General features: G+C 37.8%; 13 protein-coding genes and 1 pseudogene. 11 read left to right on the top strand and 3 right to left on the bottom strand.

All coding sequences use genetic code 11. From position 1 onward, the window contains the following. Positions 1-108 precede the first annotated feature (108 nt). From mmsB to R3F25_00260, 3 genes are all read right to left on the bottom strand, one after another. Positions 109-996, bottom strand: coding sequence for a 3-hydroxyisobutyrate dehydrogenase (mmsB, locus tag R3F25_00270; protein MEZ5495266.1), 888 nt, complete (start codon positions 994-996; stop codon positions 109-111). A 51-nt stretch (positions 997-1,047) separates the two neighbouring features. Further along, positions 1,048-1,278, bottom strand: coding sequence for a helix-hairpin-helix domain-containing protein (locus tag R3F25_00265; protein MEZ5495265.1), 231 nt, complete (start codon positions 1,276-1,278; stop codon positions 1,048-1,050). 277 nt (positions 1,279-1,555) lie between these two features. After that, complete coding sequence (locus R3F25_00260) at positions 1,556-2,242, bottom strand: UvrB/UvrC motif-containing protein (protein ID MEZ5495264.1); 687 nt, start codon at positions 2,240-2,242, stop codon at positions 1,556-1,558. A 747-nt stretch (positions 2,243-2,989) separates the two neighbouring features. Between R3F25_00260 and rfbB the strand changes: the two are divergent. From rfbB to R3F25_00205, 11 genes and pseudogenes are all read left to right on the top strand, one after another. After that, a pseudogene (rfbB, locus tag R3F25_00255) lies at positions 2,990-4,042 on the top strand (dTDP-glucose 4,6-dehydratase). 4 nt (positions 4,043-4,046) lie between these two features. Further along, a complete protein-coding gene (rfbA, locus tag R3F25_00250) occupies positions 4,047-4,934 on the top strand; it encodes a glucose-1-phosphate thymidylyltransferase RfbA (GenBank protein ID MEZ5495263.1) in 888 nt (295 codons plus the stop codon). Beyond that, positions 4,921-5,472 (top strand): dTDP-4-dehydrorhamnose 3,5-epimerase, encoded by a 552-nt coding sequence (gene rfbC / locus R3F25_00245; protein MEZ5495262.1) that lies wholly within the window; start codon positions 4,921-4,923, stop codon positions 5,470-5,472. Before rfbA ends, rfbC begins: the two co-directional genes overlap by 14 nt. 10 nt (positions 5,473-5,482) lie before the next feature. Further along, positions 5,483-6,379 (top strand): dTDP-4-dehydrorhamnose reductase, encoded by an 897-nt coding sequence (gene rfbD, locus R3F25_00240; protein ID MEZ5495261.1) that lies wholly within the window; start codon positions 5,483-5,485, stop codon positions 6,377-6,379. Next, positions 6,376-7,812, top strand: a complete 1,437-nt coding sequence (locus R3F25_00235; GenBank protein ID MEZ5495260.1) for a mannose-1-phosphate guanylyltransferase/mannose-6-phosphate isomerase — start codon at positions 6,376-6,378, stop codon at positions 7,810-7,812. Before rfbD ends, R3F25_00235 begins: the two co-directional genes overlap by 4 nt. Further along, positions 7,805-8,593: an inositol monophosphatase family protein gene (locus R3F25_00230; GenBank protein ID MEZ5495259.1), complete on the top strand. Its 789-nt coding sequence runs from the start codon at positions 7,805-7,807 to the stop codon at positions 8,591-8,593. Before R3F25_00235 ends, R3F25_00230 begins: the two co-directional genes overlap by 8 nt. Positions 8,594-8,595: 2 nt before the next feature. Beyond that, entirely contained in the window at positions 8,596-9,378 is a 783-nt protein-coding gene (gene cysQ / locus R3F25_00225; protein ID MEZ5495258.1) for a 3'(2'),5'-bisphosphate nucleotidase CysQ, read from the top strand. Further along, complete coding sequence (gene modA / locus R3F25_00220) at positions 9,363-10,115, top strand: molybdate ABC transporter substrate-binding protein (protein MEZ5495257.1); 753 nt, start codon at positions 9,363-9,365, stop codon at positions 10,113-10,115. The genes cysQ and modA overlap by 16 nt, the downstream gene beginning before the upstream one ends. 15 nt (positions 10,116-10,130) lie before the next feature. Next, entirely contained in the window at positions 10,131-10,652 is a 522-nt protein-coding gene (locus R3F25_00215) for a DsrE family protein (GenBank protein MEZ5495256.1), read from the top strand. A 37-nt stretch (positions 10,653-10,689) separates the two neighbouring features. Continuing rightward, positions 10,690-11,415: a TIGR04219 family outer membrane beta-barrel protein gene (locus R3F25_00210; GenBank protein ID MEZ5495255.1), complete on the top strand. Its 726-nt coding sequence runs from the start codon at positions 10,690-10,692 to the stop codon at positions 11,413-11,415. Positions 11,416-11,476: 61 nt separating this feature from the next. Further along, on the top strand, positions 11,477-13,177 hold the full coding sequence (locus tag R3F25_00205; GenBank protein MEZ5495254.1) for a Zn-dependent hydrolase: 1,701 nt from the start codon (positions 11,477-11,479) through the stop codon (positions 13,175-13,177). The last annotated feature ends 47 nt before the right edge of the window (positions 13,178-13,224 follow it).

The following is a 13,224-nucleotide window of genomic DNA, read 5'->3' as shown; positions in this document are numbered from 1 at the left end:
GTCAACATAACAATGTATCTATTCTGCATATCAGATAGTACATTGCTTTTATTACATTAGTATTAATTTGCTGTTAAAGGTAATTTCCTAAAAATCACAGAAACAAATTTAACTTTTATCCTGCAACATTTGTAAAATACTGGAAAAATCCTTCATCCCTGCACCGTTGTATTTATGCAATTCATACAATTGTGCAGCAGCTGAGCCTAAAGGAATCGGGCTGTGGTTACTGGCAAGTTCTTGAGCCAAGCCTAAGTCTTTACTCATTAGATTAACCATAAAACCGCCTTGATAATCATTGCTGGATGGTACATTCGGCATTACATCCGGAAATGGATTATAAACTTGAAGTGACCAATTATTACCGGAACTGGCTTTCATAATTTGTGATAAAACATCGGCTTTCAGACCTTGTTTAACACCCATATTCAGAGCTTCAGAAGTTCCTATCATGTGAATTGCTAAAAGCATATTATTACAAATCTTGGCGACCTGCCCTGCTCCTGAACTTCCAGCGTGGAAGATGTTTTTACCCATGCATTGTAGAATTGGCTTCGCTTTTTCGTAATCCTCTTTTTCACCACCACAGATAAACGTCAGAGTCCCTGCTTGTGCTGCGGCAGTTCCTCCGGAAACCGGAGCATCAATCATGCTGATTCCTTTGGATTTACAGGCCTGAGCAACGGTTCTGGCATCATCCGCAGCAATAGTGGAACTATCAATCACCAGCACATCTTTTGACAAATGATTCACCAAACCGGTTTTTCCGGTATAAAGTGATTTAACAATTGAGCCGTTTGGTAGCATTGAAATAACAACTTGTGCATTGGTGATAGCGGATTTTGCGGTATCAGCTGATTTCGCACCTAAATCAACCAGTTTTTCCACAGCGGCATGATTTAAGTCGTAAACTGTTAATGAATGTCCGTTTTTAATAAGGTTTTCAGCCATCGGACCGCCCATATTTCCAAGTCCGACAAAAGCGATTCTGGTCATAACATCCCCTGAATTATTCTGAATATTTTAAACAGAAATATTATATATCAACTAATGTAAATGTTCATATAATCGTTGTGCAATTTCACGACTAATTCCATTTAATTGAGCCATCTCATCCACACCGGCTTTTTTCAATCCTTGAAGACCACCAAAATGTTGCAGTAACAAATTTCTACGCTTTTCACCGATACCATCTATCCCTTCCAGTAATGATTTTTTACGAGATTTTGCTAATGCTTTTTCGGTGTCCTGTGATTGCAAAGCGATGAGCTTCGTCACGAATATACTGAACCATGTGGGAAAGCAAAGAATTGGATTCCGGCTTGACTATAATGTTTTGACTAAGCACAAATAGTCTTTCCTCTCCTGCTTTGCGGTTTTCATCCTTCGCAATGCCGATGATTTCAATATTGGTAATTTTGTTTTGATTTAGAATCTTTTGAGCTTGATTCCTTTATTTTCACCGTCAATTAAAAAAACATCAGGATAATCGTATTTGTGTTTATTCAGAGATTCCAAGCGTTTTTCAATCACCTGTGCCATGGCTGCATAATCATCACCTTTGGTGATGTCGGATATTTTTATAATTCCGGTACATGTTTTTTTTGGCACCATTCATGTCAAAAACAACACATGAAGCTCTGGTTTGCTCACCAAAAACATGCGAAATATCAAAACATTCGACTCTGTTTGGTGGATTTTTGAGCTGTAACTGTTTCACCCACATTTGCCATTTATGTTGCCAGTTGGCTTTCTTGGAAATATGCAATTCCAAGGCATTATTCATATTGGTGATATTGAGTTCCAGCATTTTCTTTTTATCACCACGAGGAGTGGAAATAATTTGCACACTGGATTGCGAAACTTGTGAAAGAGCTGTTTCCAACCATTTTTTTTCGGACAATTTGATATTGATTACGATTGTGCCGGGAATCGGCTTGTCCTGATAATACTGAGAAATAAAAGCCTGTAAGACTTCATCCGTGCTTTCTTGTTTTGGCGTTTTTGGAAAGAAATTTTTGTGGCCGAGTAGCAAACCACCACGAACCGCCGACATAGTGACAATAAATATTCCTAACTCGCTGGTAATGCTAAAAATATCCAGATTCATACTGTTGGAACTTTCAACAACCTGTTGTGATTGGATGATTTTAAGTTCCTTAATCTGATCACGAATTTCAGCGGCTTTTTCAAACTCCATATGAGTCGATTTTACTTGCATTTCTTCAACTAACTCATTGATAACATTTAAAGAATTTCCTAGTAAAAATTCTTTTTGGTAAAATGTAATTGATGTTCATAATCTTCGCTAGAAACAAAACCCACACACGGTGCGGAACAACGGTTAATCTGATATTGTAAACAAGGTCTGGAACGGTTGCTGCCAAGTTTGCATTATTACATTGTCTGACTTTGAATAATTTTTGTAAATGGTTGAGTGTATGACGAACCGCTTGAGCACTCGGGAAGGTCCATAATAGCGACCTTTGCCCTGTTTAGTTCCTCTGCGGAAATTCAAGTCTGGGAAACTCATCCTCGTTTTCTGAGCAATAAATATAAGGATAACTTTTACCGTCTTTTTGAGTAAAATATTGTATTTCGGTTTGTGCTGTAATGAGTTGGTTTTCCAGAATCGGAAGCTTCGCCTTCCGTTCAGGTGATACTAAACCTGATATCTGCGATTGATTCAACCAAAGCCATGGTTTTAGAATCTCGTGCTTTTCCCGTGAAGTAACTGGAAACCCGGTTTTTTAAATTTAGTGCCTTTCCCACATAGATAACTTTACCAAATTCATTAAACATTTGGTAAATTCCAGCTTCTGCGGGAGTTGTTTGGAAAAATATTTTCCGTCAAAAGGCATATTTAATTTCTCTAAAAAGGCATTCTTAATTGTTTGAAAGGATATTATGTATTATTTCTTGCTTTTTTCAACCATGCAACATTCATGATATTTGCATTATGATATAATCCTTTTAAATTAGTGTGAATATGACACAAACTTGGTTAGTGACCGGAGGAGCCGGCTTTATCGGTGGGAATTTTGTTCTTCGTCAGGTTCTCGAAAACAATGTAAGAGTAATCAATTTGGACAAATTGACTTATGCGGGAAATCTGGACACCTTGAAGCAACTCGAAAATAATGATAACCATGTTTTCATCAAGGAGTGATATCACAGATAATGATTTGGTTGCGAAATATTCGACAAATACAAACCCGATGCTGTGGTTAATTTTGCGGCTGAGAGCCATGTCGATCGATCAATTGATGCTCCGGATGATTTTATTCAGACGAATATCTTGGGAACATTCAACCTGTTAAAGAATTCCTTGAATTATTATCAATCCCAGCAGATTCGGACAATCATTTCAGGTTTTTGCATGTTTCTACCGATGAAGTTTATGGCTCACTGGGAGAAACAGGCTTATTTACAGAAACCACACCCTACTCGCCAAATTCACCTTATTCGGCTTCACACAAGCATCGTCCGATCATTTGGTTCGAGCTTATTTTCATACATACGGATTGCCGGTTTGACGACAAATTGTTCCAGCAATTATGGTCCTTATCAGTTTCGGAAAAGTTAATTCCATTGATGATTACCAAGGCTCTCCAACTTTGAGCCTTTACCTGTTTATGGTGATGGTAAAAATATTCCCGGATTGGTTAGAACTTTGTAACTGATCATTGCAAAGCGATTGAAACGGTTTTGAAAAAAGAAGGCAAAATCGGCGAAGTTTATAATGTGGGCGGCAATGAAGAAAAACAAACATTCAAGTTGTTCATACGTTGTGTGATATTCTCGATGAAGTTGCTCCCAATTCCGGCAAATCTCGCAGAGACTTAATCACTTTCGTAAAAGACCGGCCGGGACATGACCAAAGATATGCCATTGATTCGTCAAAATTACAGAATGAATTGGGTTGGAAACCGGAAGAAACTTTAGCGGAATCAGAAAAACTGTCCAATGGTATTTAGATAATAAAATTTGGTGTGATCGGGTGCTGGATGGCTCATATCAAGGTCAAAGACTAGGTAACTAGATTTATGAATAGAAAAGGTATTATTTTAGCCGGAGGTTCAGGTACACGTCTGTACCCTCTGACTCATTCAATCAGTAAACAGTTGTTGCCGATTTATGATAAACCGATGATTTATTATCCTTTGACAACGCTGATGCTTGCCGGAATCAAGGATATTTTAATCATCAACACACCTCATGAGCAGGAATTGTTTGTCAAATTGCTTGGTGATGGTTCGCAATGGGGAATCAATTTAACTTATGCGGTGCAACCGGATCCCGGTGGATTGGCACAAGCCTATCTGATTGGTGAAAAATTTGTCGGAAACGATCCTTCATGTTTGATATTGGGAGATAATATTTTTCATGGTTCAGGAATGATGGACTTGCTTTCGAGGGCTCATTGCAGAGAAGTCGGCGCTACTGTTTTTGGCTATCGTGTTCATGACCCTGAAAGATACGGTGTGGCAGAATTTGATTCCAGCGGCAAGGTCATTGGATTGGAAGAAAAACCTGAAAAACCTCAATCCAATTATGCCGTTACCGGTTTGTATTTTTATGATAATCAGGCTTGTGATATTGCAAAATCACTCAAGCCATCTCCTCGTGGCGAATTGGAAATCACTGATCTCAACAAAGTTTATCTGCAACAGAACCAATTGATGGTAGAATTGATGGGACGTGGATACGCGTGGTTGGATACAGGAACTCACGACTCATTAACGGATGCAAGTAATTTTATAGCAACGATCGAAAAGCGTCAGGGAATTAAAATTGCCTGTCCTGAGGAAATTGCATTCAGAAAACGCTGGATTGATATTGATCAGGTTGAAAAACTGGCGCAACCGATTAAGAAAAACGGTTATGGCAAATACTTACTCAGTTTGGTAGCTGATATTCATGAAGACTATTGAAACTAAACTTCCCGGAGCTATGGTCTTTGAGCCAAAAGTATTTGGTGATGAACGTGGTTTTTTTATGGAAACATGGAACTACCAGCGATATAAAGATGCCGGCTTGGATGCAAAATTTGTTCAATCCAATCTTTCAAAATCCTCCAAAGGTGTTTTGAGAGGTTTGCATTTTCAGAATCCGCATGCACAGGGTAAGTTGGTTCAGATTATTGAGGGTGAAGTTTTTGATGTTGCCGTCGATATTCGTAAAGGTTCTCCAACATTCGGACAATGGCATGGAGAAATTCTTTCGGCTAAAAACAACCGACAGTTTTATATTCCTGAAGGATTCGCTCACGGTTTCTGTGTTTTGTCAGATTCTGCTGTTTTTTCCTACATGTGTACGAACATATATCATGCACAATATGATTGTTCACTCCTTTGGAATGATCCGGAGATTGCCATTGACTGGCCTTTGAACAATCCTCTGCTTTCAGAGAAAGACAAAAACGCTCCCACTTTAAAAACTATAGATTCAAATAAACTTCCGGACTATTGATGAGTTTGCTATGAAAATACTTTTAACAGGAGCAGATGGACAAGTTGGCTATGAATTGTGGCGAACTTTACAGCACATTGGAGAGGTCATTCCAACAACACGTTTGGGTAAAGAAGTTGAAGGAATGCCGACAATTGCTATGGATTTGTGTAACACTGAAGATATTGAGAACAAAATCAATACGATTCAACCGGATTTAATTTGTAATGCTGCGGCTTATACAGCGGTTGATAATGCTGAATCTGATAAAGAAACTGCCTACAAAATCAATGCTGTTGCTCCCGAAATTTTTGCTAAATATGCAGTGATTACTGACACTCGTGTGGTGCATTTTTCGACTGATTATGTTTTTTCCGGTCAAAATAAACAGCCCTGGAAGGAAGATGATGAGTGTAATCCTTTGGGAGTTTACGGAGAAACAAAACTTCAGGGAGAACAAGCCATTATTGACTCCGGTTGTCAGTTTATGATTTTCCGTACTGCTTGGGTATTTTCATATCGAGGCCATAATTTTGTTCACTCAATGATTAATTTGGCAAAGCAAAGGGATGTTTTACATATTGTTGATGATCAGATTGGTTCACCAACTTCGGCAGAATCAATCGCAACAGCTGTCGCTATGGCATTATTAAACCCTGTTGATGGAATTTATCATATCACATCCAGTGGAAAAACCAGCTGGCATCGTTTTGCCCGAAGAATTATTGCCGATGCTTTTGAATTGGGCTTACTGGATCAACAACCATCAATTAACGCCATTCCAAGCAGTCAATACCCGACTCCGGCTCAAAGACCATCGTATTCGGTTCTTGACTGTAACAAATTATTTGAAACCTTTAATATCAAAATGCCAAATTGGCAAACGTCTTTGCAACTATGCATGCAAAAAATTAGGAGAGAGTCTTGAAATTAATTCCTGTTATTTTATCAGGTGGTGCCGGAACTCGTTTATGGCCGGTTTCGCGAAGAGCTTACCCAAAACCATTCATGAAATTGTCCAATGGTCGTACCTTGGCTGAATTGACATTTGAACGCGCTCTGGAAGTTTCAGAAGATGGAACGGTTATGACGGTCACCTCCAGAGATTATTATTTTATCTGTAGAGATTTATACAATAATATCGCCAAAGATAAAATGGACAAGCAAATTTTTATGCTTGAACCAATGGGGCGAAATACCGCTCCGGCAATTACACTCGCCGCTCTTGAAATCAAACAAAGATACGGAGAAGATGCCATCATGTTGGTCATGCCATCGGATCATTTGATTAAAGATGTTGAATCCTTTAAGAAAGATGTTTCTGAGAGTGCGAAGTTGGCGGCTAAAGGATATATTACTACTTTTGGAATTGCTCCGACCGCTCCGGAAACCGGTTATGGATATATCAAAGCTGCTGAAAACATTGATGGAATGGATGCCGCCATCATTGATGAGTTTAAAGAAAAACCCGACTTAAAAACAGCACAAGAGTATCTGGAGTCAGGCAATTATAGCTGGAATTCAGGCATGTTTTGCTTGACCGTCAAACAATTATTGGAAGAGCTAGAAACCACTTCATCTAATGTTTTATCAGCAGTTAATAAATGTTTTGAATCTAAAAATCTTCAGCAAGATGCCATACATTTTGATAATGACTCATTTGCAGCTATGCCCGATATTTCGATTGATTATGCAGTGATGGAAAAAGCAAAAAACCGAGCCGTTATCAACAGTAAATTTGATTGGAATGATATAGGTTCATGGAACTCTATGGCTGAATTGGCGGAAAGTGATGATTCCGGAAATCGTGTCGAAGGCAAAGCCATTACAATTGATTCTCGTGGTTGTTATATTCGTAGCGGCGATCGTATTGTGGCAACTGTCGGCGTCGATGATTTAATGATTGTGGATACCAAAGATGCGGTATTGGTTGCGCATAAACATAAATCACAAGGTGTGAAAGACGTGGTGCAGTTTTTGAAATCCAAAAACCACGAAGCGGCTATTTTTCATCAAACGGTTCACCGTCCTTGGGGAAGTTACACCATATTGGAAGATGAGGATGATTGCAAAGTGAAACGCCTAGTTGTAAAACCAGGTCAAGTCTTATCATTACAACGTCATCAAAAGCGTTCGGAGCATTGGACTGTGGTATCCGGTACTGCAAAAGTCAGGAATGGTGAAGAGGAATTTCTCCTGAATGCCAATGAGTCCACTTATATTCCTAAAAACACACTCCATCGTCTGGAAAACCCGACAGACACTGATATCGCTTTGATTGAAGTTCAATGCGGAGATTATTTCGGTGAAGATGACATCGAAAGACTGGAAGACGTTTACGGCAGGACAACAGATGACTGAAATTGATGAACAATTTCTAAAAAGCTGTATATTAACAGCCAAAAGAGCTGCCAAATCTGCAGAACAAATCATGAAGCATTATTACAAATGCTCACCGGATGTGAAAATAAAAAGTGATTTGACACCGGTCACCCAAGCTGATTTGGAGTGCGAACAAGTCATTAAACAGGTTTTAATGAATCAATTTCCTGATTTTGGCTTTTACGGCGAAGAAACCGGCCAATCAGACAGCCAGTCTGAATTTATATGGCTGGTCGATCCCATTGATGGAACAAAAAGTTTTGTGCGTGAGTATCACTTTTTCTCCACCCAAATTGCCTTGATGCATAAAGATGAAATTATCATGGGTTTATCACACGCTCCGATGTTTGCAGAAACAGCATGGGCTGCAAAAGGTTTAGGAGCTTTTATTGACGACACTCCACTGAAAGTAAGTGATTTTAGCAAGCCTGAAGACAGTTGTTATTCCACAGGAAACCTTAGAAGCATGGCAAAAGTCAAAACTCATTGGGAAAAACTCAGACAAATCATGTCTTTATGTCATAAAACCCGTGGATACGGCGATTTTTATCATTATCATTTGCTAGCAGCCGGAAAGCTGGAACTGGTTATCGAATCCGATGTCAATATTCTCGATATTGCAGCTTTAAGCCTTTTAGTCAAAGAAGCCGGTGGAAAAATTAGCGACTTAAAAGGCAAACCCATTGGATTAGAAACGACTTCTATACTGGCCGGAAACCCAGCAAATTATGACAAAGCTTTGGAAATATTAAATAACTAAGAATGATTGATCTATTAAACAGTATTGAAAATCTGGCAATTGAAGCCGGAAAAGCCATTTTGGAAATTTACAACTCAGCTGATTTTGGAGTTGAAATGAAGTCGGATGACTCACCACTGACTAAAGCTGACTTAGCATCTCACAATGTGATTGCCAAAGGATTACAAGAACTCACACCTGATATTCCGGTTTTGTCAGAAGAATCTGCAAATATTGCTTTTGCAGAAAGACAATCATGGAAAAAATACTGGCTGGTTGACCCTCTGGACGGAACTAAAGAATTCATTAAGAAAAATGGTGAATTTACAGTCAATATTGCATTAATTGAGAACGGAAAGTCCGTTGTTTCAGTGGTATATGTTCCGGTACAGGATGTCTCTTATACAGCTGCACTTGGTTATGGAGCATTTAAAAAGTCAAATAATCAACGGCAACAAATTCATGTTAAAAAAACGTCTCGTAGTATCCCTATTGTGGTTGGTTCACGCTCTCACATGTCAGATGATGTGAAAAACTACTTACAGGATTTAGGAACTCACGAACTCACCTCTATGGGAAGTTCATTAAAATTTTGTCTGGTTGCTGAAGGAAAAGCCGATCTTTATCCAAGATTGGGACTCACTTCCGAATGGGATACGGCAGCGGCTCAATGTATTGTTGAACAAGCCGGAGGACATGTAGTCACTCTGGACAATCAAGCTCTCAAATACAACACCAAAGAATCCTTACTCAATCCGTTTTTCATGGTTTATGGTGACAAAAGCCGTGATTGGATTCATCCTTAATTAAATCTCAAGTGATTGCTGTTCAATTGACGAGAGTTTTCTTTGTAATTGGCTTAGCTTTTATAATTAGCTCATGCAATCCAAAAGAAGATAAAATTCTAATAGCTGTTGCCAGTAATTTTGAACCCACACTTTCAAAAATTCTTAAAGATTATAAAGATTCACAAAACAGAATAATTCATGTCACATCGGCATCATCGGGTGTTTTAGCGAATCAAATTCTCAATGGCGCTCCGATTGATTTATTTCTTTCTGCGGATATCGAAAAGACAAAAATAATTTATGAAAAATTAAAATCATCTTATAAACCAAAGGTTTATGCGACAGGAAAGCTGGCTTTATGGATTCCTTCTATTGATGATAGTGGTGATTGCTTGTTCGTTTTAAACAATATTAACTCACTAGCAATTGCCAATCCTGAAACAGCTCCTTATGGTCAATTTGCTCAAACAATTCTGACAGAAAACAAGATACAGCCTCAAAAAACAGTCATCACCTCTAATGCTGCACAAGCCTATTTATACACTCATCAAAATCTTGCAAATGCAGGGTTTGTGCCCTACTCTATGATTACCAAAAACGACAAAGGCTGTATCCAAACTTTTTCAGATGACTCATTGCAACAAGCAATGATTATGCTCACACCAAAAGGAAAGGAAATTTTTGATTTTCTATTGAGTCATTCAGTTCAGCGTCTTATACAAGAAGACGGTTATGAAATTACTAAACAACATTAAAACAGGTCAACTCTTATGAAAAAAATTATATTCTTAGCAACACTAATAATTACTTCCGGCTATGCAAATGAGCCATCAAAACTGATTGAAAACTACGGACCATTTAAACCGGTAGCAAATACAACTTACCCGACACCTCAAACTTTAAAAACTGTTTTTGATGTTTATACCTCTGATGATGATAAAAGTAAAATCAACAAAGGCATCAACACTGTTGCTCGTTTTCTGAATATGCATCATGACGCCGGAGTTAAAAGTGAGAATATTCAAGCCGCACTTGTTATACATGGTTCGGCCGCAAAGGATATTTTATCTGATCAAGCCTATCACAAACAGTTTGGTATCAATAACCCAAATTCAGTTTTGTTATCACAACTTCATAAGCATGGTGTAGAAATTATTGTTTGTGGTCAATCCATTGAATTTAAAGAATATAAACGTGATGAAATTCTTGATTTTGTCAAAGTATCACTCTCTGCAATTACGGCATTAACTGATTTGCAACAAAAGGGTTATGCTATCATTAACTTTAATTGATAAAATAACTCAATTTTTTCCAATCAGGAATACAAAAATGAAAATCAAATTAGGAATACTAGCACTTGTTCTCGCCACTACAGTGAGTGCGGATACAATTTTCGGTCTCTATGCAGGAGCAAAATATTGGAACTATGGCATCAATGGAAATATTCAGTCAGGCATTTCTCAGAACGAGAATGTGGATATTGATTATTCAAAAGCCAATGGAAACATTCTGTATGTAAATGTGGAACATGCTGTTCCTTTTTTGCCAAATATCGGACTGAAACAAACCAATATTGACACGAGTGATGTTATTTCATTAAGTAATGCGACTTCCGCTCCCGGTCAGACCATTGATGTTTTTGCAAAAACAGATTTAAGTCATACCGATTTCACGCTTTATTATGAAGTTTTGGATAATTGGGTTAATTTGGATTTAGGAATTACAGCTAAACATTTTGATGGTTACAATGATTTTTACTCCGAAGGATTTATTGATGAACATTCCTCATTTGATGAGTGGATTCCAATGCTATACGGAAAAGGAAAGTTTGATTTACCATTTACAGGATTTTCAACCTCAATCCAATTGAATGCTTTGAGTTTCAAAAACTCCAAAGTCACCGATTTTGAAGCTGCTTTGAGTTACGAAAGCAAACTTGGTTTTGGAGCAGATTTGGGTTATAAAAGCCTTGATTTAGACTTACCTGATATTGAAGATTATAAAAGTGACTTAACCGTTGACGGCTTCTTTTTAGGAGTTTCTTATCACTTTTAACTAAAACTATAGGAGAACTCCTTAGGAGTTCTCCTCAGAAATTTAAAATTGAGAATACATAATGAAAAAAATAATAATTTTATTAACATTCGCTGCACTATTTTCTTGTAGCAAAGAAAACGCTACTAGCGAAAGCAAACAGTCTGTGGAAAACCAAAAGCCAGAGGTGGTCGAGCCTGTAAACGAACCTGCTGCTGTTGAAAAAGTAGAAAAAACACAAGAAGTCAGTCAATTGGAAGATATTTATGCGGAATTCACATTGACTTCAGATTTATCACATCTAAATGATAATCAGAAAAAAATGATTCCGATTTTGATTGAAATTTCACAAATTATGGATGAGCTGTTCTGGTTGCAATCTTATGGAAATAAAGATGAATTGTTAAATTCAATTGATGATAGCAACTTAAAAGGCTTAGCTGATATTAATTACGGACCTTGGGATCGACTAAATGGCGATCAATCATTTATAAAATCCTATGGTGAAAAACCACTTGGTGCTAATTTTTATCCTCATGATATGACTAAAGAAGAATTTGAATCCTCAAATGATCCAGAAAAATCGGGCTTATACACTATTGTTGAAAGAAATGATAAGGGTGAATTAGTCTCAAAACCATATCATGACGTTTACTCAGAGCAATTGTTCAAAGCGTCAAAATTATTGATAAAAGCATCTGAACTTGCTGAAGACCAAGGGTTTAAAGATTATCTGGCTCTCAGAGCAACAGCATTAATGACAAGTCAGTATTTTGAAAGTGATATGGCGTGGATGGACATGAAATCCAATGATATTGATTTTGTTGTCGGTCCTATTGAAAACTATGAAGATCAGCTTTACAACTACAAAACTGCTTTCGAAGCCTATGTATTGATTAAGGACAAATCATGGAGTGAAAAACTCAGCAAATTTGCAAAATTGCTCCCTGTTTTACAAGAAGGTTTGCCGGTTGATGAAGCCTATAAAACTGAAACTCCGGGAACTGATTCAGACTTAAATGCCTACGATGCGCTGTATTATGCCGGTCATTCCAATGCCGGAAGTAAAACCATTGCGATTAACTTACCAAATGACGAAAAAGTTCAACTCGCTAAAGGTTCAAGAAGATTGCAGTTAAAAAATGCGATGAAAGCCAAGTTTGATAAAATTTTGGTTCCAATTTCTGAAGTTCTAGTTGCACCTGAACAAAGAAAGCACATCACTTTTGATGCGTTTTTTGGCAACACCATGTTTCATGAAGTTGCTCACGGCTTAGGAATTAAAAACACCATCAACGGCAAAGGAACGGTCAGGACTGCTTTGAAACAGCATGCTTCAGCTCAGGAAGAAGGCAAAGCAGATATTTTAGGGCTTTATATGGTTGAAAAACTTTATGAAATGGGTGAAATCACCGAAGGTGAAGTGATGGATAACTATGTGACATTTATGGCTGGTATTTTCCGTTCGGTACGATTTGGTTCGAGTTCGGCTCATGGTGTGGCTAATATGTTGCGTTTTAATTATTTCGCTGAACAACAAGCCTTTAACTTTGACGAAGAAAGTGGATATTATTCAGTTAATCCTGAAAAAATGTCACAAGCTATTCAATCACTTTCAAATAAAATCCTAACTTTACAAGGTAACGGAGACTATGAAGGAGTTGAAAAGTGGGTTCATGAACAAGGGAAAGTTTCATCTGAACTGGAAAATGCTTTATCCCGATTACAGAATATCCCTGTAGATATTGTTTTTAAACAAGGTGTGGAATATATAAACTTGTAAAACTGCATAAAAGAAAAGGCTGACAGAACCAAACTATCAGCCTTTTT

Source organism: Gammaproteobacteria bacterium (assembly GCA_041395445.1).
Taxonomy (GTDB): Bacteria; Pseudomonadota; Gammaproteobacteria; order Xanthomonadales; family Marinicellaceae; genus NORP309.
The sequence above is the reverse complement of the archived record's forward strand: the minus strand, read 5'-3'. Positions and strand labels throughout refer to the sequence as shown.

Coding starts and splice junctions, on each gene's coding strand:
- R3F25_00210 (MEZ5495255.1), top strand. CDS start 10,690: ATGAAAATCAAATTAGGAATACTAGCACTTGTTCTCGCCACTACAGTG.
- cysQ (MEZ5495258.1), top strand. CDS start 8,596: ATGATTGATCTATTAAACAGTATTGAAAATCTGGCAATTGAAGCCGGA.
- R3F25_00205 (MEZ5495254.1), top strand. CDS start 11,477: ATGAAAAAAATAATAATTTTATTAACATTCGCTGCACTATTTTCTTGT.
- mmsB (MEZ5495266.1), bottom strand. CDS start 996: ATGACCAGAATCGCTTTTGTCGGACTTGGAAATATGGGCGGTCCGATG.
- R3F25_00230 (MEZ5495259.1), top strand. CDS start 7,805: ATGACTGAAATTGATGAACAATTTCTAAAAAGCTGTATATTAACAGCC.
- R3F25_00215 (MEZ5495256.1), top strand. CDS start 10,131: ATGAAAAAAATTATATTCTTAGCAACACTAATAATTACTTCCGGCTAT.
- rfbA (MEZ5495263.1), top strand. CDS start 4,047: ATGAATAGAAAAGGTATTATTTTAGCCGGAGGTTCAGGTACACGTCTG.
- rfbC (MEZ5495262.1), top strand. CDS start 4,921: ATGAAGACTATTGAAACTAAACTTCCCGGAGCTATGGTCTTTGAGCCA.
- rfbD (MEZ5495261.1), top strand. CDS start 5,483: ATGAAAATACTTTTAACAGGAGCAGATGGACAAGTTGGCTATGAATTG.